We start from the raw sequence: 18,617 nt of genomic DNA, 5'->3' as shown, positions 1-18,617 counted from the left end.
ACATGAGATATTGGATAGCATTATGTAGTATTGTATTGGTGGTTTTATCATGTTCTAAATCCGATGAAACACCAGCAAGCGCTTATGTGCCTATTCCTTATCAATTAGACATTCCCACTCTATTTCAAGAAAAATTAATTGATCCAATAATTCCGATAAATAATCCTTTAACTGTAGAAGGAGTCGCTTTAGGAAAGCGCTTGTTTTTTGACAGAATTCTTTCAATAGATAATACTAAAGCTTGTGCTAGCTGCCATTTACCTCAACAAGCATTCTCGGACCCTAACCAATTAAGCGTTGGTGTTTCTGGTGGTTTAGGTAGCAGGAACAGCATGCCATTATTTAACTTAGCATGGAATTTTGACGACAAATATTTTTGGGATGGTCACGCTTTAGGATTAGAACAACAAGCTTTAGAGCCAGTTATTGACCCTAACGAGTTAGGACATTCAGATTGGTCTTCAGTCGAACAAAAACTAAATAATCATCCAGAATATCCAACGTTATTCAATCAAGCATTTGGAGTTTCAACTATTACTAAAGAGTTAGTTACAAAAGCAATTGCACAATTTGAACGTACTTTAATTTCAGGCAACTCAAAATTTGACAAGTTTTTAAATGGTGAAGTAACTTTAACGCCTCAAGAACAAAATGGTTTTGATGTTTTTATGGACGAAACAAGAGGTGACTGTTTCCATTGTCACGGAAATCCAAATAATCCATTGTGGACAGATAATCAATTTCATAACAATGGTTTAGATGCTAGTTTTACTGATTTAGGATTAGGTGAAGTCACAGGTAATCCAAACGATAATGGTAAATTCCGTTCACCTTCGTTACGAAATTTAGCATACACAGCGCCTTATATGCATGATGGACGATTTGCAACTTTAGACGAAGTGATTGAGCAATACAGCACAGGTCTAAAAGCCTCTTCAACCATTGACCCATTAATGAAAAAGGTAGATCAAGGTGGTGTTAATCTTTCAGATCAAGATAAAGCAGATTTAAAAGCCTTCTTATTAACCCTATCCGACCCCTCTTTTATTAATAATCCTGCATTCCTTCCTCAATAAACAAAATCAATCAAACCATATGCTAATATAATGTTAGTTGATGTGGTAAAAAGCGACTGATGTTGTATCTTTGCACTCAATTTAGATTTAATCTATTTAACAGATATGATAAAAGTTTCTGATACAGCTAAAAAAAAGGTCATCGAACTAATGAATGATGATGGCTTTAACCCAAGTACAGACTACGTTCGCGTGGGTGTTAAAAGTGGTGGTTGTTCTGGTTTGTCTTACGATTTAAAATTTGACAAACAAAAAGCAGAAGAGGATAAAGTTTTTGAAGATAATGACGTAAAAATTATTGTTGACAAAAAGAGCTTTCTGTATTTAATAGGAACCACTTTAGAGTATTCTGGAGGATTGAACGGAACTGGTTTCGTGTTTAATAATCCTAACGCCAATCGCACATGCGGTTGTGGAGAATCCTTTAGTTTATAAAGTAGAAAGTTAAAAAGTATTAAAGTTAATGGCTAAGTTTAATTCCTTTGAAGAAATTATATCATGGCAAAAGTCAAGAGAATTTAACAAAGACATCTATATAGTAACAAATAAAAATGATTCTTTTTCTAAAGATTTTGGATTAAGAGATCAGATAAGAAAGTCAAGTATTTCAATTTCTTCAAATATTGCTGAAGGTTTTGAAAGAGAGACAACAAAAGAATTTATAAGATTTTTATATATCGCTAAAGCTTCAGCTGGAGAATTTAGATCTCAAACTTACTTAGCTTTCGATTTAGAATATATAACTGAAAAAGAGTTTAAAAATTTAACAACAAAAGTAAATGAAGTTTCAAAGTTAATTAGTGGATTGATAAAATATTTATCTTCAACTTTAAAACTTTAAACTTTACAACATTATAACTTTTATGAGTAAATATACAGAGGATGACCTTAGAGAAGAATTAAAAACCAAAGAATACGAATATGGTTTTTATACAGATTTAGAATCTGACACCTTTCCTATTGGTCTAAATGAAGATATCGTTCGTGCTATTTCTAAGAAAAAAGAAGAGCCAGAATGGATGACTAATTGGAGATTAGAAGCCTTTAGAGGTTGGAAAGAAATGGCAGAACCAGAATGGGCTAATGTAACATACAAAAAGCCAGATTTTCAAGCCATAGCTTACTACTCTGCTCCAAAGTCTGTAGATCCAAATAAGACTTTAGACGATGTCGATCCTGATTTATTAGCGATGTATAAAAAATTAGGAATTTCTGTTGACGAGCAGAAAAAGATGAACAACATCGCTATGGATGTGGTTGTAGATTCGGTTTCTGTAGCAACAACTTTCAAGAAAACTTTAGCAGAAAAAGGTATTATTTTTATGAGTATTTCTGAAGCTATAAAAGAGCATCCAGAACTTGTAAAAAAATATATTGGTACTGTTGTCCCAACAAAAGACAATTTTTACGCTGCTTTAAACAGTGCAGTATTTAGTGATGGTTCTTTCTGTTACATTCCAAAAGGGGTACGTTGTCCAATGGAACTTTCCACCTACTTCAGAATTAACCAAGCAGGAACAGGTCAGTTTGAGCGTACATTAGTTATTGCAGATGAAGGCAGTTACGTATCCTATTTAGAAGGTTGTACGGCTCCTAGCAGAGACGAAAACCAATTACACGCAGCAGTTGTAGAGCTAATTGCTTTAGAAGATGCAGAGATAAAATATTCTACAGTTCAAAACTGGTTTCCAGGAACTGCAGAAGGAAAAGGTGGTGTTTACAACTTTGTTACCAAACGTGGAATCTGCGAGAAAAACGCTAAAATCTCTTGGACACAAGTAGAAACTGGTAGTGCAGTTACCTGGAAATATCCAAGTTGTATACTAAAAGGAGATAATTCTGTTGGCGAGTTTTACTCGATTGCTGTTACTAATAATTTTCAACAAGCAGATACAGGTACAAAAATGATTCACTTAGGTAAAAACACTAAGTCAACCATAATTTCTAAAGGTATTTCTGCTGGAAAATCTCAAAATTCTTACAGAGGTTTAGTGCAAATTAATAGTCGTGCAGAAAATGCACGTAATTTTTCGCAATGCGATAGTTTACTAATGGGTAACGAGTGTGGTGCTCATACCTTCCCGTATATTGAAGCAAAAAATAAAACAGCTCAAATAGAACACGAAGCTACAACCAGTAAAATTGGTGAAGACCAGATTTTTTATTGTAACCAACGTGGTATAGATACAGAAAAAGCAATTGCCTTAATTGTAAACGGATTTAGTAAAGATGTTTTAAACAAGCTTCCTATGGAGTTTGCAGTAGAAGCTCAAAAACTTCTTGAAATTTCTTTAGAAGGATCTGTTGGATAAAAACTAATTTCTATGAAAAAACTAATTATCATTATTATAACCTTATCGCTTTTTGTGGCTTGTAAACAAGACAAAAAAGAAAGTGAAACTGTAGATACTAAACAACAAGAACCTGTAAAGATGTTTATGTTTGATGGTGGAACCGTTCAGGTTAATATGCTAGAGATTTTTTCGCAAGGAGATTTGTATAAAGGTGAAACAAAAACTTTTGCTGATGCCTTTTATGTGATTCAACATCCAGAAGGTAATTTACTTTGGGACGCAGGTTTGGGTGAAGGACTTGTTGGACAAGAACCATTTACAACTCCAAATGGTGCTTTTACTGTGTCAAGAAAACATGGTATTGATGAGCAGCTTAAGCAAATTGGTTTGTCAACAAAAGACTTTAAATATATAGCATTATCACACACCCATTTTGATCATACTGGTTCTGCTTCAAAGTTTGCTGATGCAACATGGTTAGTTCAAGAAGAAGAATTTGAATTTGTAACCAGTGAGGCACAACAAAAACAAAATGCAGACAACTATAATGCTATAAAAGATTTAAAAAATGTAAAAAGACTTAATGGCGATTTTGATGTTTTTGGAGACGGTAAGGTTGTGATTAAATTTACACCTGGTCACACACCAGGACACCAATCGTTATTTGTAGATTTAGAACAAGAAGGTCCATTATTACTAACTGGAGATTTATATCATTTTGAAGAAAACAGAGAAGGTGGTATTGTACCAAGTTTCAATTTTAGTGTTGAAGATACTAAAGCATCAATGTCTGCTTTTGAAGAGTTTGCAGAACAAACAAGAGCACGTGTTATAATACAACACTCGCAAAAAGATTTTAACAGTTTAAATCATGCACCAGAACCTATTCAATAAGTATTAAAAAATGAAGAAACTAATCACTCTTTTATTGCTAATAGCGTTTGTAAGTTGTAAAACAGACCAAGGAGAACCATTAACTGGAGACTTTGTGTATTATGCTGATGCTGCAGTGTTTCAAGTGGGTAATGATATTCATGGCGTTATTTTAAACGACAAAGTAGAAGATATAGCTAAACAAGCTAAAGCCTTTCAAAAAGAGCCAACAGATATGGTTAAAATTGAAGTTTTAGGCGAATTAATACCTAAAGCAGAACAAGAAGAAGGTTGGCCTTACAAATTAAAAATAAACAAAGTTATAAGCGTTAGCGCTTTAGAATCTAATAGAAACGACGTTATCAAACTAGGAAAATAATTAGTATGTTAAAAATAAATAATTTACACGCAAGTGTTGAAGACAAAACAATATTAAGAGGTATTAACCTTGAAGTAAAAGCTGGCGAAGTACATGCAATCATGGGACCAAATGGTTCTGGTAAAAGTACTTTAGCATCAGTTATTGCTGGAAAAGAAGAATACGAAGTCACAGAAGGTAACATCCTTTTAGACAATGAGGATATCGAAGAATTGTCACCAGAAGAGCGTGCTCATAAAGGAGTGTTTTTATCGTTTCAGTATCCAGTAGAAATTCCTGGAGTTAGTGTAACTAATTTCATGAAAACTGCTATAAACGAAACACGAAAAGCCAAAGGATTAGAGGATATGCCAGCTAATGAAATGTTGAAGCTAATCCGTGAAAAATCTGAGCTTTTAGAAATTGATCGTAAATTTTTATCACGTTCTTTAAACGAAGGGTTTTCTGGAGGAGAAAAGAAACGTAACGAGATTTTTCAGATGGCTATGTTAGAGCCTAAATTAGCCATTTTAGATGAAACAGATTCTGGATTAGACATTGATGCGTTACGTATTGTTGCTAATGGTGTAAACAAACTTAAAAGCAAAGACAACGCTGTAATAGTAATTACGCACTACCAACGTTTATTAGACCATATTGTTCCAGACTTTGTACATGTATTATACAATGGACGTATAGTTAAATCTGGTGGAAAAGAATTAGCACACCAGTTAGAAGAAAAAGGTTACGATTGGATTAAAGAAGAAGTAAATGCTTAAATAGTTGACAGACACAGTCGCAGTTTTTTAGTACTTACTCGGTTGTGAACATTCAAAATTTTAAAGCATCAATTAATATAAAAATTAGTACAGATTTTTTTCGCTTTTTTATACAACTGAAAACTGCGACTGAAAACTGAAAACTGAATAATATGAGTTTAAAAGATAAATTAGTATCATCCTTTTTAGCATTCGAAAATCATGTTGATATCGATTCTAAAGTACATGATATTAGAACCGAAGCTATAAAGACCTTTGAAAACAAAGGGTTTCCAACTAAAAAAGATGAGGCTTGGAAATACACGTCTTTAAATAGTGTTTTAAAACACGATTATAGTGTGTTCCCAAAGCAGGAAAATGCATTGGCATATAGCGATGTTAAAAAATATTTTATACACGATATAGATACTTATAAAATTGTATTGGTTGACGGTAAATATTCATCTCATTTATCCCAAACAACTCATGATGGTATTGATGTATGCCTAATGTCTGCTGCATTAAGCAAACCAAAATACCAACTTATTATAGAGAATTATTTTAATAAGGTGGCAACTAAAGATGGTTTAACATCTTTAAACACAGCTTTTTCTAAAGAAGGAGCCTACATACATATTCCTAAAAATAAAGTCGTTGCTAAACCTATAGAAATAGTACATTTTTCTACAGGAAATGAGGCAGCATTAATGCTTCAACCACGTAATTTAATAGTAGTTGATGAAAACAGTCACGTACAGATTATAGAACGTCATCAAAGCGTTACAGATAATCCTGTACTAACCAATAGTGTTACAGAAATTGTGGCTAATAAGCGTGCAATAGTGGACTATTACAAAGTACAAAACGATAATTTAAATGCTTCTTTAATTGATAACACGTTTGTGGAGCAAAAAAGAGAAAGTCATGTGTCTGTTCATACCTTTAGTTTTGGTGGAAAGTTAACACGTAACAATCTTAACTTTTATCAAAATGGAGAGTACATGGACTCTACATTAAATGGTGTTACCATAATTGGAGACAAACAACACGTCGATCACAATACTTTAGTACACCACATAGAACCTAATTGCGAAAGTCACCAAGATTACAAAGGTATTTTTACAGATAATGCAACTGGTGTGTTTAATGGTAAAGTTATTGTAAATAAGGAAGCGCAAAAAACTAATGCGTTTCAGTCAAACAACAATATATTATTAAGTGATAAAGCCACAATTAACTCTAAACCACAATTAGAGATTTTTGCAGATGATGTAAAATGTTCTCATGGATGTACCATTGGACAATTAGATGACAGTGCTTTATTTTATATGAAATCTAGAGGAATCCCAGAAAAAGAAGCCAAAGGATTATTAATGTATGCTTTTAGTAACAATGTCCTAAGCTCTGTTAAAATCCCAGAATTAAAGCAACGTATTACCAAATTAATTGCAAATAAATTGGGAGTTAATATTGGTTTTGACCTATAGTAGGAACTATGGATCTTTTAAATATATCATCAAAGACTTTTGTAAAAATAATTAGTATTTGTTTACTAATTGCAACCTTAACCGGAACAACGTATTATTTCACTAAAGGTGGTTTTTTTGATGGTATTTTACTAACCTGTGTTGGGTTATCCTGCACTTACTTAATATTAATATTATCGCTTTTAATATTTAAAAGCTTAACTAATATTTTAGCAAAAAACACGATAAAAGTGTGGATGGTCATTCTTTCATTTGTTGCTACAGTTAGCATCTGTGGCTATTTATTTCTGTTTCTTTTTAATAGTATAGCAGGAGAATTTAAAGTGTAATAATTATGTTTGATGTTAACAAAATACGAAAAGATTTCCCAATACTTTCAAGACAAGTAAATGGTAAACCCTTGGTGTATTTTGACAATGCAGCAACGTCGCAAACACCACAACAGGTTATTGATGTTATTGTAGATTATTATTCTAATTATAATGCTAATATCCATAGAGGTGTTCATACATTAAGTCAGGAAGCTACAGATAAATACGAAGCTGCAAGACTTACCATACAACAACACTTTAATGCTAAACATGCATACGAGATTATACTAACTTCAGGTACAACCCATAGTATAAACTTAGTAGCAAATGGCTTTGCTACATTATTACAAAAAGGAGATGAGTTAATTGTATCTGCTTTAGAGCATCATAGTAATATTGTCCCTTGGCAAATGCTATGTGAAAAAACAGGAGCTATTCTTAAAGTTATACCTATGACTTTAGAAGGCGAGCTGGATATGAATGTTTATACTAAATTATTATCAGAAAAAACAAAACTAGTTTTTGTTAACCATATATCAAACGCTTTAGGTACCATTAATCCTATTGCAACTATCATAAAACAAGCTCATCAGGTTGGTGCAGCAGTATTAATTGATGGCGCACAAGCCTGTCCACATATTAAACCAGATATCCAAGCATTAGATGTCGATTTTTATGTGACCTCAGCACATAAAATTTGTGGTCCAACAGGTGTTGGAATGCTATACGGAAAAGAAGAATGGCTTAATAAAATGCAACCGTATCAAGGTGGTGGTGAGATGATTGATCAGGTTTCTTTTGAGAAAACAACATACGCAGGCTTACCACATAAATTTGAAGCAGGTACACCAAATATTTGTGGAGGAATCGCTTTTGGAGCTGCAATAGATTACATGAATGCAATTGGCTTTGATCAAATTGCAACTTACGAGCATGAACTTTTAGAATACGGAACAAAAAAACTACTTGAGATAGAAGGTTTAAAAATTTATGGCACGTCTAAAAACAAAACTTCTGTCATTTCTTTTAATGTAGATGGCATCCACCCTTATGATGTAGGTACATTATTAGACAAAATGGGCATTGCAGTGCGAACAGGACACCATTGCGCACAGCCTATTATGGATTTTTACAACATTCCAGGAACTATTCGTGCCTCCTTCGCATTTTATAATACTAAAGCAGAAATTGACGCTTTGGTAGAAGGTGTTAAAAAAGCAAAAATGATGTTGTCTTAGCAACTAACATACTCTTTAAAACATACGCTCAACCATTTATCTAAATAGTTGAGCGTTTTTGTTTATTATACATCTTATCGAAAAAGTGTCAAATAAATATATATCTGATAATTTATTGGTGGATTTTATTTATTTTCATTAAATATTTAACAAAACTATAACAAATATGAAAAAAGTATTTTTAAGTATGGCTGTAGTAGCCTTATTGTTTTCATCATGTAGTGATGACAAATCAGAAGTTATAAATGACGATCAGTCTAAAGTAGACATGTCTGATTTTTACGTTTACACAGATGCTGATGTAGATGAAACTGCAAGACAAGCACAAGGAAAACTAGTGTGTCATACTATGGTTAACTTAAACAGGTTACTTAATGAAAATCCAGGTTTAGAAAAGAAAATGTATGATATAGAGTATGAGACTAGATCTTTTTTATCCAATGCTAAAAAACCAGCAGGAGCAGGAAACGGAAATGGTAATGGAGGTGGCTCTGGTGGTGGAGACCCAGTAGATAACTTAGGTGTTGTAAATATCCCTGTGTACGTACATGTTGTGTATAGCAACTCACAACAAAATGTAAGCGACCAACAAATAAACGCTCAAATTTCTGTTTTAAACAACGATTTTAGAGCTTCTAATAATGATATTAATCAAGTTCCTTCTGAATTTGCTGGTTTAGTCGCAGACTCAGAAATCAATTTCACTCTAGCAGGTACCTTTAGACATGCTAACTCAACTTCTGCTTGGAGTACAAATGATACAGTAAAAGCTGCTTATCCACCTGTAACACCTTCAACACACTTAAACATATGGGTTTGTAATATCAGTGGTGGTATTTTAGGATATGCACAATTCCCAGGAGGTCCTTCGTCTACAGATGGAGTAGTCGTATTGTATTCTAGTTTACCTGGTGGTTCTGCTGCACCTTACAATCAAGGAAGAACTTTAACTCATGAAGTAGGACATTACTTAAACTTACGCCATATATGGGGTGACGGAAGATGTAAGCAAGATGACTTTGTTGCGGATACACCTTCATCAGATGGACCTAACTATGGTTGCCCGTCGTATCCAACCGTTAATTGTCGTTCTAATGATATGACTATGAATTATATGGATTATGTATACGATGCGTGTATGTATATGTTCTCAACTGGTCAAAAATCAAGAATGAGAACCATTTTACAATCTGGAGGATCTAGAGCAGCTCTAGCAGGAAACTAAAAAATTTACTGATTTAATATAAAAAGACGCCAACTTTGGCGTCTTTTTTGTATTATTAAGTTAAACAAACAAATTTCTACAATGAAAACTATTACTATATTTCTTTTTTCCATTCTATTAAATGGTTGCGGAAGCACTGACCAAGCTAATGCTACTGCAGATATGAAGCAAAATATAAACGAAAATCTAAATGGCTCTTTTATTGTAAGTAAATTAGGAGAAAGCACCTCTACAAAAGAAGACTTGACTATTAACTTTGATGATGCCACCAAAAGAGTTTCGGGATTTTCAGGTTGTAATAATTATTCAGGGAGTTATCAAATTAAAGATAAAAAAATAGCTATTCTTAATTTAATTTCTACAGAAAAAGCTTGTTTGGACACTACTAATATGGTGGAAAGTAAGATGCTTCAAATGTTAACAGAAGCTAATAGCTTTAAGATTAAAAATAACGAAGTTATCTTTTTAAATGACACTAAAGAGTTATTTAATGCAAAACCAAATACCATTTCTGAAACTGCTAAACAAACTCAAGACAACTCAATGATAATTGAATACACAGCAATAACAAGAGGGACTTATAAAATGGTTAAAGTTGACCAAAACACCATTAAGTCGCAATTAAGTAGAACAGCACAAGAAGAAACTACTGCTTGCAGTAAAGACAATTGGAACACCTTAAAAAGCTTAGCAGAATCAATAGATCTTCAAGCCTTAAGAACGATAGAACCACCAAGTAAAGCCCATCAATATGATGGTGCTGCAATAGCTAATTTAACAATTACAGTTAATGGTGAAACTTACCAAACACCAGCTTTTGATCATGGAAATCCTCCAAAAGAAATTGCAGATTTGGTTAATAAACTGCTTGATTTAGCAGCTCCTGAAACTAAAAAAGAAAACTAAATACACATAATACTATCTTTAAGACTTCTTTAGTAGTAAATCAATGGATATTGATTAATTTTGTAGCTGAATTAATTTTGACAAATGCAGACGATTAAAGAAATACAAGACGATATTATTGATGAGTTTTCAATGTTTGAAGATTGGGAAGAACGCTATCAATACATGATAGATTTAGGGAAAACGCTTCCATTAATTGCACCAGAATATAAAACCGAAGACAATATTATTAAAGGCTGTCAAAGTAAAGTTTGGGTACATGCAGAGCTAAAGGACGATAAAATTGTTTTTACAGCAGATAGCGATGCCATAATTACAAAAGGTATTATTGCTATTTTAATCCGTGTGTTTTCCAATCAGCACCCAAAAAATATTATTGAAGCAAACACAGACTTTATTGACGCTATAGGGTTAAAAGAACACTTATCACCTACTAGAGCTAATGGCTTAGTAAGTATGATCAAACAAATTAAAATGTATGCAATTGCATACCAAACACAACTACAATAATTATGAGTGACACAACTATAGATACAGCAGAATTAGGAGAGAAAATAGTACGTGTATTAAAAACTATTTTTGATCCAGAAATACCAGTAGACATTTACGAACTAGGGTTAATTTATGACGTTTTTGTTAATGAAGATTACGACGTAAAAATACTAATGACCCTTACAACTCCTAACTGCCCAGTAGCAGAAACTTTACCCTTAGAAGTTGAAGAAAAAGTAAAATCTTTAAACGAAGTAAAAGATGCAGAAGTAGAAATTACTTTTGATCCACCTTGGACACAAGACTTAATGAGTGAGGAGGCTAAGCTAGAGCTAGGCATGCTATAAGTTAGTTGGCAGTGTTCAGTTGCAGTTGGCAGCGATTACTTAACTGTAATACTCATATCCTAAAACTAAACTAAATGTCACACTGAGCGCAGTCGAAGTGTCTTGTTATTAAAACTTATATAACCTAAAATTGAAAGACGAAATCATAAATCGCGTCGCGAATAGCAAACTTGTTACCTTAAACCTTGAGGATTATTATCCTGAAGGCAAACGTGTGCTTTTTGATATTAAGGATTGGTTGTTTCAAGAGCTGGTTTTAAAAGAAAAAGATTTTAGAGATTATATCAAAAATCATGACTGGAGTCAGTACAAAAATCAATATGTTGCCATCACATGTTCTGTAGATGCTATCATTCCAGATTGGGCATACATGTTATTAGTCGTTAATTTAGAACCATTTGTCGAAAAATGCCAAATTGGCTCACTCGAGGATTTAGAGACTTCTATTTATCAAGACATCATTAATGCAATAGATGGTTCAATTTACCAAGATAAACCAGTAATTATAAAAGGGTGTAGCAACAAGCCAGTGCCTATAAATGCTTATGTTATGCTTACCAATAAGCTAAAACCTTTTGCTAAATCTATCATGTATGGTGAAGCCTGTTCTTTTGTGCCATTATACAAACGTTAACAACTCTGTAAATTATTTAACTATCTGGTTTTTAATATTTTACAATTTTTCTTTAATGTTATTGAAATAATAACTATGCATTATATTTGCAACCGTTTTATTAAAAATTAAAATTATGAAGAAAATAGTATTATTAGGTGCATTTTTTATTGGATTAGTCTCAATGAATGCCCAAACAAAAGAAGAATTACAAGCTCAAAAAGCAGAAAAACAAGCAGCAGCTAATGCGTTACAAAGTGAGGCAAATGCGTTACAAGCTCAAATAGATGCACTTCCTGGTTGGAGAACAGGTGCATTTGGAACTATTGGTGGTAGTATTTCAGAATTTAGCAATTGGTACTCTCAAGGAGCTGCAAACAACTCGTCAGGTAACATTGGTATTACTGTAAATGGTTTTGCTAATTTAATAGAAGAAAAATATTTTTGGAGAAACAACCTTAACGTTAATTTAGGTTGGGTAAAATTAGACAATAAAGATATTGCAACAGATAGTGAAGATTTTAACGAGACTACTGATGTATTTAATATTACCTCTTTATACGGAAGAAACATAGCTAAAAACTTAGCAGTATCTACTTTAGGTGAATATAGAACGACAATTTTAAATAACTTTAATGATCCAGGATACTTGGATATAGGAGTTGGATTAACTTGGACACCAATAGAAAACTTAGTAGTGGTTGCACACCCTTTAAACTACAACTTTGTTTTTGCTAAAAACGATGCTATTTTCGAATCGTCTTTAGGCGCAAAAATTGTTGCAGACTATACACGTCAAATTGGAGCAATAAGCTTTAAATCTAACTTTTCTACATTCCAATCTTACTCTAATGGTGATTTATCTAACTTTACTTGGATAAACAGTTTTGGATATAACTTATGGAAAATGATTGGTGTTGGATTTGACTTTGGTTTAAGAAGCAACAAACAAGAAGCTGCAAGCTTCCAAGGGACAACTTTATCTGCTGCAGATAACAAATTACAAACGTATTGGTTAGTAGGTTTAAACTACAAAATCTAATAACTAAGTAATTATACTATAAAAAAGCACCTTAATTATAAGGTGCTTTTTTTTTATGCGTTAAGGATAGAAGTGACATCCTTTTTTTGCTGCCATATATGGCAAAAAAAGATATAACGGATAGCCTGACCACGCCTTAAAGCGTGGTAACGCCCATATCCTACTCTTCTTCTCCCATATTCTCGTAATCATAATCTGGATATAGAAAATGATTGTAAGGAAAACGTGTGACGTGGATTTCTCTAACCTCATCATACACACGTTTTTTAAAATCTTCTAGATTTTTTTTGTTTAATGCAGAGATAAATAAAGCGTTATCCTCACCCACTCTATTCATCCAAGTTTTTTTCCACTCTGCTAAAGTATAATGTTCTTTAGTACGTTCTTCTTGTAAGTTTGAAGCATCAAAAGGTTCTGGTTTATAGGCATCAATTTTATTAAAAACCATAATTACTGGTTTATCTGCACTATCAATTTCGCCCAAAATTTTATTTACAGAAGCTATATGGTCTTCAAAGTTAGGATGAGAGATATCTACAACATGTAATAACAAATCAGCTTCTCTTACCTCATCCAAGGTGCTTTTAAAACTCTCTACCAATTGTGTTGGTAGTTTACGGATAAAACCAACCGTATCTGTTAATAAAAAAGGTAGATTTTGAATCACTACTTTTCTAACTGTGGTGTCTAGAGTTGCAAATAATTTATTTTCTGCAAAGACTTCGCTTTTGCTAATGGTATTCATTAAGGTTGACTTACCAACGTTTGTATAACCTACTAAGGCAACACGCACCATTTTACCACGATTACCACGTTGCACAGACATTTGTTTGTCTATGGTCTTAATTTTAGCTTTAAGCAAGGCTATTTTATCACGTACAATACGTCTATCGGTTTCAATTTCTGTTTCTCCAGGTCCACGCATTCCAATACCTCCTTTTTGACGTTCAAGGTGTGTCCACATCCCTCTTAGTCTTGGTAATAGGTATTCGCATTGCGCTAATTCTACTTGTGTTCTAGCAGAACTTGTTTGTGCACGTTGTGCAAAAATATCAAGTATTAAATTAGTACGATCTAGCACTTTAATGTTTAATATTTTGCTAATGTTACGCTCTTGAGAAGCAGATAACTCGTCATCAAAAATAGCTGTACTTATATCATTATCTTCTACATATTGTCTAACTTCCTCCATTTTACCTGTTCCTAAAAAAGTTTTAGGGTTAGGCATATCCATTTTTTGGGTAAATCGTTTTTTAACTTCCCCTCCTGCTGTGTAGGTTAAAAATTCAAGCTCGTCTAAATACTCTTTAGATCTATCTTCGTCTTGATCTTTAGTTACAACACCTATTAAAACTGCTTTTTCAAGCTCTGTATCTTTTTTTTCTAACATATAATTATTTATACTGCAAAGTTACGCAATTGTAACCATAATAAATTTGCTATTTTTAACCTTAAAATTTTTGTAAGTATTGAAATTTAACCTTTTTAAATCTAAAACTAATAAACAAACCGTTGCCTTTTATAATATCGAAAACTTGTTTGATATTTATAAAAATGAATTAACTCGTGATTTAGATTTTAATCCAACCTCTGAAAAACGTTGGACTGTAAAACGCTATAATAATAAATTACGAAAAATTGGTTATGCAATTTCTAATATTGGACGACAAGAAACCAACACACATCCTGCTATTATAGGATTAGCAGAAATAGAAAACGAAGCTGTAATAAAGGATTTATTAGCCTCAAAACACCTTGCAAAACTACCTTACAACTACGTGCATTACGACAGTAAAGACGAGCGTGGAATAGATGTTGCTTTACTTTACGATCACAAAAAATTTAGTGTTTTACATTCTGAAATCTTTGAGTTTTCGTTTCATACAGAGGATGATATTGATCATACACGAGACATTTTATGGGTTAAAGGATTATTTTTAAACGAAGAAGTAAATTTTATAGTTAACCATTGGCCATCCAGAAGAGCTGGTAATAACGAAACTGAACATAAACGACAAGCTGCAGCTGCTTATGTAGAGATGATAATTTCTAAAATAAAAACAGACAAACCAGATGCTAAAATTGTTGTTATGGGAGATTTTAATGATGACCCATCAAGTAAAAGTGTGCGACAATTGGTAAGTAACCAAGGATTATTTAACCCAATGGAAACATTAATTTCTATTGATAGAGGAACAACAGTACATAATTTTGAGTGGAATTTATTTGACCAAATTATTATTAGCCATAACTTTTTTGAACGAAAAGCTAAATCTTGGCGCTATGTTAAAGCTAATATTTTTGACCCTGACTTTTTAAAACAGTCAGATGGTAAATACAAAGGGACACCATATCGAACCTATGTAGGTAAACGCTACAAAGGTGGCTATAGTGACCACTTCCCAGTATATATGATTTTAAAGAAGAAATGATTTATAATTCATTAAAATCTTCAATTTATAAGGTTGCTACATTACAATTGGTGGGAATTCTGAAAACATTGCTCTTAATTATATAACTATATACCTCTGTTACTAGTTTATATTTGACAGGTAGGAATTAAATCCTAATGTTATGAAAACTAGAATTAAATACCAAGTTGGCAGTGCTTCAATACAACATATCTTAGTGTTAAGTGATGATTTGGAAAGTGATTTACAATTTTTAAAAACCAAAACCAATAACACAGCCATACATTCTTGGATAGACCAAAAGCTAGCCTATACCTTAGCATTTAAATTAAAAAGTTTAAGTCTGTTAGACAACATGACCATTAAACATAAAAAACGCTCTAGATTTAAAACAGCGTTACGTATGTTTTGGTTTAATCTTAAACGATTGTTTTATAAAAATGAAGACAGAAAAATTATCAAACAATGTTTATTGTTAAGCTCTTCTTTTATACATGAAATTAATAAAGAAATAGGATCTGGAATACACTCTGAAACAACTTATAGTTTGTTATATGATTTTAGAACAAAAGTGTTTAGTAATAAAGATCAAATAAATTTAAACAAATTAATAGCTAATTGATTTTATTTTGTTTTTAATGACAATAGCAGCACTAGTATAACCACCTTCTGTACCATCTACAAAGTGTATATGTTTTTCTTCTCTATCCTCAATATAACAAGACATTATGGATGCATATGTACTGTGTAAACCATAAACTATTAAGTTTTTAGATTCTAAATCATCCAGTAAAAGCTTTAATTTACTTAACTGTTTAGGTGTGCCTGCCATAACGGTATTAATTGAGCCATCCAACATAATGGTATCAGACAACTGGGTAACTCGGTAAACATATAATTTTCCAGCTTTAGAAAATTTAAAATAAAATTTGCCAAATACCGTAATTAGCCAATTAGTAATTAAATAACTTCTTTTATATTTTCCTAACTTAACATACATCTCTCTTCTAATTTTTTCTATAGATGTATTTAGCTTTAATTGTAATGCAGAGATGGGATTACGCTGATTTAAATCTCCAAAAACAAAATTAATTTCATTCATTATTATTCCAAAGATTTCTGCTTGTTTGCTTTCGTCATGACAACTTACTAATAGGCAGATAACTTTTTTTTCAGGTTTGTCTGGATATATTTCGTCCCATCGACATTCCATTCCGGTAAGATTTAAAGATTCAAATTGAGGGAGCTCATCATTATCTTCGTTAAATTTTTCTTTAATAATTTGCTCTGCATATTTAAGTCCATTACCTAATATAATAGGTGTTGTCAAATACTTATTATGTCTAAGTTTAGTTATTCTTACAGATTTATTGTTATTATAAACAGTTTCTAGGGATAAAGATCCTATACGCAATACAAGCCCTAATGTTTTTTCTATATGAAAGGCATAATTATGTAAGGCATTTAAAACAACCTGTAATACAGCATTTGGTATTAAAAATGTAGAACCATCTCCACCAAAAAAGTAAGGTGCTTCTATGTTATTATTAAGTTTTTTTAAGGTATTTAAAACGGTTATTATACTTCCGGTAGCACTTAAATTAACATCATTGTGTTGACCATTTGCAACTGCTATTGTTGAGTTTTCTACATCTGTAATAACAACAAACCAATTTTTTGGAACACCAACAAATAAGCTTTCGTCATTTAGCAGTTGAGAAAGAGGTATATTATTTTTTGGAATATTTCTATAAAAATTTAAATCATCTTTCATTTAAAAACCTTTCTTATCAATTTAGTTGATAAATATAGTCTTTAAAAAACCGGTACTAGACCTTAATTAAAAAATTATATAACAAAAGGAAAAAATTGTGTAATGCATCAATTGGTGTTGTGTCGTAAATTAGCTTTAAACAAATTATACTAACATTAATCAAATTAAAAAACGGATATATTAAACCATGAAAGCATTAAAAAACATATCAATTATTCTAGCTATTGTTTTTTGGGCGTTGGGTTATATTATTCTAGATGGGCAATTAGCACATACGTTTAAAATTTTGTGTTTTACCCTAATATTAATTAGGATGATTTTATATGTAAAGTATGATTTTTACCCTAATAAAAGGACGCCAAAAAATCCTAAAAATTTAAGAGAACATCAATCTAATGAATGATTTTTAACTTAAAATTATTTAAAAAAATATTAACCTAATACCATCTTTATGAATCCTAATAAATTATTATCTATTATAGTTATTTTATGCATTTTACCCTTAATTGTTATGACAGCAAATTCTGGTGTAGAGGTTGTAGATAATTTAGAGCCTTTAAATAACATTAACACAACTACACTGTCTAAAGACAATTTATTAGAGGTAGGTGATGACTATTTTGATATTAAAGTTAAATTACCAAAATACAAAGTAGTTGCTAACTTAGATAAACCAGTAATTATTACTTCTAATGAATTGATTATAGAATTAGATACAATTGCAACTAGCAATACAACAAAATATACTATACCAAACTATACAAAAATTACTAAAATTAAACAGGTAAAATAACATTTAGCTTCCTGATTATTAATTGTAATATGTTATTTTTACAATAAAAAATTACATGACTTTATTTTTTAAATTCAATTTTAATTTGCTTTGCCAAAAAATATTAGATGAAGTTTTAACGGATCAAGGCATTAATTATAAGGTCATTGCGTTTGGTGAAATTGAAGTATTAGAAAAATTAAGCAAGCAACGTCAGCAAGAATTACAACAAGCTTTAGAAGCCTATCATATAGAAGTTGTAGAAAACCAAAAAAGTATACTTGTTCAAAAAATAAAAGATACTATTATAGATATGGTATTTAATGAAGACACGACTGTAAATGTTAAAAGCTCTGTTTATCTTGCAGATGCATTAGGGCATAGTTATGGTTATTTATCTAATTTATTTTCTGAAGTAACTTACACTTCTATAGAGCATTTTATTATTCTTCAAAAAATAGAACACGCCAAACAACTTATTATAAAAGAAGATTTAAGCTTAACAGAAATTGCGTTTAGGCTTAACTACTCTAGTGTTGCACACTTAAGCACACAATTTAAAAATACAACTGGTATTACCCCTTCTGCATTTCAGAGGATTATAGCAAAACGAAGAGAGTTTAATCAAAATAACAACTAA

General features: G+C 31.8%; 23 protein-coding genes. 21 read left to right on the top strand and 2 right to left on the bottom strand.

Features of this window, described 5'->3' with window-relative positions:
• Positions 1 to 2: 2 nt before the first annotated feature.
• The 16 genes from LY08_RS01595 (at position 3) to LY08_RS01520 (ending at position 13,020) form a co-directional block, all read left to right on the top strand.
• Positions 3 to 1,076 carry a cytochrome-c peroxidase gene (locus tag LY08_RS01595; RefSeq protein WP_111658687.1) on the top strand — a complete coding sequence of 358 codons (1,074 nt, stop codon included), beginning with the start codon at positions 3 to 5 and terminating at the stop codon, positions 1,074 to 1,076.
• Between the two features lie 105 nt (positions 1,077 to 1,181).
• Positions 1,182 to 1,511 carry a HesB/IscA family protein gene (locus LY08_RS01590; RefSeq protein WP_111658686.1) on the top strand — a complete coding sequence of 110 codons (330 nt, stop codon included), beginning with the start codon at positions 1,182 to 1,184 and terminating at the stop codon, positions 1,509 to 1,511.
• Positions 1,512 to 1,539: 28 nt separating this feature from the next.
• Positions 1,540 to 1,917, top strand: coding sequence for a four helix bundle protein (locus tag LY08_RS01585; protein ID WP_111658685.1), 378 nt, complete (start codon positions 1,540 to 1,542; stop codon positions 1,915 to 1,917).
• Positions 1,918 to 1,939: 22 nt separating this feature from the next.
• Positions 1,940 to 3,388: a Fe-S cluster assembly protein SufB gene (gene sufB, locus LY08_RS01580; RefSeq protein ID WP_111658684.1), complete on the top strand. Its 1,449-nt coding sequence runs from the start codon at positions 1,940 to 1,942 to the stop codon at positions 3,386 to 3,388.
• A gap of 12 nt (positions 3,389 to 3,400) precedes the next feature.
• Positions 3,401 to 4,264, top strand: a complete 864-nt coding sequence (gene mzmL / locus LY08_RS01575; protein WP_111658683.1) for a quorum-quenching N-acyl-homoserine lactonase MzmL — start codon at positions 3,401 to 3,403, stop codon at positions 4,262 to 4,264.
• 10 nt (positions 4,265 to 4,274) lie between these two features.
• Complete coding sequence (locus tag LY08_RS01570; protein WP_111658682.1) at positions 4,275 to 4,622, top strand: hypothetical protein; 348 nt, start codon at positions 4,275 to 4,277, stop codon at positions 4,620 to 4,622.
• A gap of 5 nt (positions 4,623 to 4,627) precedes the next feature.
• A complete protein-coding gene (gene sufC, locus LY08_RS01565; protein WP_111658681.1) occupies positions 4,628 to 5,380 on the top strand; it encodes a Fe-S cluster assembly ATPase SufC in 753 nt (250 codons plus the stop codon).
• Between the two features lie 152 nt (positions 5,381 to 5,532).
• A complete protein-coding gene (gene sufD, locus LY08_RS01560; RefSeq protein ID WP_111658680.1) occupies positions 5,533 to 6,846 on the top strand; it encodes a Fe-S cluster assembly protein SufD in 1,314 nt (437 codons plus the stop codon).
• Between the two features lie 8 nt (positions 6,847 to 6,854).
• Positions 6,855 to 7,175 carry a hypothetical protein gene (locus LY08_RS01555; protein WP_111658679.1) on the top strand — a complete coding sequence of 107 codons (321 nt, stop codon included), beginning with the start codon at positions 6,855 to 6,857 and terminating at the stop codon, positions 7,173 to 7,175.
• 5 nt (positions 7,176 to 7,180) lie between these two features.
• A complete protein-coding gene (locus LY08_RS01550) occupies positions 7,181 to 8,395 on the top strand; it encodes an aminotransferase class V-fold PLP-dependent enzyme (RefSeq protein WP_111658678.1) in 1,215 nt (404 codons plus the stop codon).
• 166 nt (positions 8,396 to 8,561) lie between these two features.
• A complete protein-coding gene (locus LY08_RS01545) occupies positions 8,562 to 9,620 on the top strand; it encodes a zinc metalloprotease (RefSeq protein ID WP_111658677.1) in 1,059 nt (352 codons plus the stop codon).
• Positions 9,621 to 9,701: 81 nt separating this feature from the next.
• On the top strand, positions 9,702 to 10,526 hold the full coding sequence (locus LY08_RS01540; RefSeq protein ID WP_111658676.1) for an META domain-containing protein: 825 nt from the start codon (positions 9,702 to 9,704) through the stop codon (positions 10,524 to 10,526).
• Positions 10,527 to 10,610: 84 nt separating this feature from the next.
• On the top strand, positions 10,611 to 11,036 hold the full coding sequence (locus tag LY08_RS01535) for a SufE family protein (RefSeq protein ID WP_111658675.1): 426 nt from the start codon (positions 10,611 to 10,613) through the stop codon (positions 11,034 to 11,036).
• 2 nt (positions 11,037 to 11,038) lie between these two features.
• Entirely contained in the window at positions 11,039 to 11,365 is a 327-nt protein-coding gene (locus tag LY08_RS01530) for a DUF59 domain-containing protein (RefSeq protein ID WP_111658674.1), read from the top strand.
• Positions 11,366 to 11,495: 130 nt separating this feature from the next.
• A complete protein-coding gene (locus tag LY08_RS01525) occupies positions 11,496 to 11,999 on the top strand; it encodes a DUF2480 family protein (protein ID WP_111658673.1) in 504 nt (167 codons plus the stop codon).
• 115 nt (positions 12,000 to 12,114) lie between these two features.
• The gene (locus LY08_RS01520; RefSeq protein ID WP_111658672.1) at positions 12,115 to 13,020 is read left to right on the top strand and encodes a DUF3078 domain-containing protein; all 906 of its coding nucleotides are present in this window, start codon (positions 12,115 to 12,117) and stop codon (positions 13,018 to 13,020) included.
• Positions 13,021 to 13,180: 160 nt separating this feature from the next.
• On the opposite strand, the gene hflX is transcribed toward LY08_RS01520, so the two are convergent.
• Positions 13,181 to 14,410 (bottom strand): GTPase HflX, encoded by a 1,230-nt coding sequence (gene hflX / locus LY08_RS01515; RefSeq protein WP_111658671.1) that lies wholly within the window; start codon positions 14,408 to 14,410, stop codon positions 13,181 to 13,183.
• Between the two features lie 79 nt (positions 14,411 to 14,489).
• Between hflX and LY08_RS01510 the strand changes: the two genes are divergently transcribed.
• Complete coding sequence (locus LY08_RS01510) at positions 14,490 to 15,452, top strand: endonuclease/exonuclease/phosphatase family protein (protein WP_111658670.1); 963 nt, start codon at positions 14,490 to 14,492, stop codon at positions 15,450 to 15,452.
• A 142-nt stretch (positions 15,453 to 15,594) separates the two neighbouring features.
• Entirely contained in the window at positions 15,595 to 16,053 is a 459-nt protein-coding gene (locus LY08_RS01505; RefSeq protein WP_111658669.1) for a hypothetical protein, read from the top strand.
• On the opposite strand, the gene LY08_RS01500 is transcribed toward LY08_RS01505, so the two are convergent.
• Positions 16,039 to 17,205, bottom strand: coding sequence for a DUF3095 family protein (locus LY08_RS01500; RefSeq protein ID WP_111658668.1), 1,167 nt, complete (start codon positions 17,203 to 17,205; stop codon positions 16,039 to 16,041). The two genes, LY08_RS01505 and LY08_RS01500, sit on opposite strands and share 15 nt — an antisense overlap.
• A 187-nt stretch (positions 17,206 to 17,392) precedes the next feature.
• Here LY08_RS01500 and LY08_RS13595 point away from each other — a divergent pair, with 187 nt between their 5' ends.
• The 3 genes from LY08_RS13595 to LY08_RS01485 are packed head-to-tail and all read left to right on the top strand — an operon-like array spanning position 17,393 to position 18,617.
• A complete protein-coding gene (locus LY08_RS13595) occupies positions 17,393 to 17,608 on the top strand; it encodes a hypothetical protein (RefSeq protein WP_111658667.1) in 216 nt (71 codons plus the stop codon).
• A 48-nt stretch (positions 17,609 to 17,656) separates the two neighbouring features.
• Positions 17,657 to 17,998, top strand: a complete 342-nt coding sequence (locus tag LY08_RS01490; protein WP_146603185.1) for a hypothetical protein — start codon at positions 17,657 to 17,659, stop codon at positions 17,996 to 17,998.
• 55 nt (positions 17,999 to 18,053) lie between these two features.
• Entirely contained in the window at positions 18,054 to 18,617 is a 564-nt protein-coding gene (locus tag LY08_RS01485; protein WP_111658665.1) for a helix-turn-helix domain-containing protein, read from the top strand.

The organism is Olleya aquimaris (genome assembly GCF_003259525.1).
Lineage (GTDB): Bacteria > Bacteroidota > Bacteroidia > Flavobacteriales > Flavobacteriaceae > Olleya > Olleya aquimaris.
This window is presented reverse-complemented; position numbering and strand designations above follow the sequence as displayed.

What these genes read in the sequence shown, in the direction of transcription:
- LY08_RS01500 (WP_111658668.1), bottom strand. Translation starts at nt 17,205, where the DNA reads ATGAAAGATGATTTAAATTTTTATAGAAATATTCCAAAAAATAATATA.
- LY08_RS01545 (WP_111658677.1), top strand. Translation starts at nt 8,562, where the DNA reads ATGAAAAAAGTATTTTTAAGTATGGCTGTAGTAGCCTTATTGTTTTCA.
- LY08_RS01530 (WP_111658674.1), top strand. Translation starts at nt 11,039, where the DNA reads ATGAGTGACACAACTATAGATACAGCAGAATTAGGAGAGAAAATAGTA.
- LY08_RS01570 (WP_111658682.1), top strand. Translation starts at nt 4,275, where the DNA reads ATGAAGAAACTAATCACTCTTTTATTGCTAATAGCGTTTGTAAGTTGT.
- LY08_RS01550 (WP_111658678.1), top strand. Translation starts at nt 7,181, where the DNA reads ATGTTTGATGTTAACAAAATACGAAAAGATTTCCCAATACTTTCAAGA.
- sufD (WP_111658680.1), top strand. Translation starts at nt 5,533, where the DNA reads ATGAGTTTAAAAGATAAATTAGTATCATCCTTTTTAGCATTCGAAAAT.
- LY08_RS01490 (WP_146603185.1), top strand. Translation starts at nt 17,657, where the DNA reads ATGAATCCTAATAAATTATTATCTATTATAGTTATTTTATGCATTTTA.
- LY08_RS01485 (WP_111658665.1), top strand. Translation starts at nt 18,054, where the DNA reads ATGACTTTATTTTTTAAATTCAATTTTAATTTGCTTTGCCAAAAAATA.
- LY08_RS13595 (WP_111658667.1), top strand. Translation starts at nt 17,393, where the DNA reads ATGAAAGCATTAAAAAACATATCAATTATTCTAGCTATTGTTTTTTGG.
- LY08_RS01505 (WP_111658669.1), top strand. Translation starts at nt 15,595, where the DNA reads ATGAAAACTAGAATTAAATACCAAGTTGGCAGTGCTTCAATACAACAT.
- LY08_RS01540 (WP_111658676.1), top strand. Translation starts at nt 9,702, where the DNA reads ATGAAAACTATTACTATATTTCTTTTTTCCATTCTATTAAATGGTTGC.
- LY08_RS01555 (WP_111658679.1), top strand. Translation starts at nt 6,855, where the DNA reads ATGGATCTTTTAAATATATCATCAAAGACTTTTGTAAAAATAATTAGT.
- LY08_RS01520 (WP_111658672.1), top strand. Translation starts at nt 12,115, where the DNA reads ATGAAGAAAATAGTATTATTAGGTGCATTTTTTATTGGATTAGTCTCA.
- LY08_RS01590 (WP_111658686.1), top strand. Translation starts at nt 1,182, where the DNA reads ATGATAAAAGTTTCTGATACAGCTAAAAAAAAGGTCATCGAACTAATG.
- LY08_RS01585 (WP_111658685.1), top strand. Translation starts at nt 1,540, where the DNA reads ATGGCTAAGTTTAATTCCTTTGAAGAAATTATATCATGGCAAAAGTCA.
- LY08_RS01595 (WP_111658687.1), top strand. Translation starts at nt 3, where the DNA reads ATGAGATATTGGATAGCATTATGTAGTATTGTATTGGTGGTTTTATCA.
- mzmL (WP_111658683.1), top strand. Translation starts at nt 3,401, where the DNA reads ATGAAAAAACTAATTATCATTATTATAACCTTATCGCTTTTTGTGGCT.
- hflX (WP_111658671.1), bottom strand. Translation starts at nt 14,410, where the DNA reads ATGTTAGAAAAAAAAGATACAGAGCTTGAAAAAGCAGTTTTAATAGGT.
- sufB (WP_111658684.1), top strand. Translation starts at nt 1,940, where the DNA reads ATGAGTAAATATACAGAGGATGACCTTAGAGAAGAATTAAAAACCAAA.
- sufC (WP_111658681.1), top strand. Translation starts at nt 4,628, where the DNA reads ATGTTAAAAATAAATAATTTACACGCAAGTGTTGAAGACAAAACAATA.
- LY08_RS01535 (WP_111658675.1), top strand. Translation starts at nt 10,611, where the DNA reads ATGCAGACGATTAAAGAAATACAAGACGATATTATTGATGAGTTTTCA.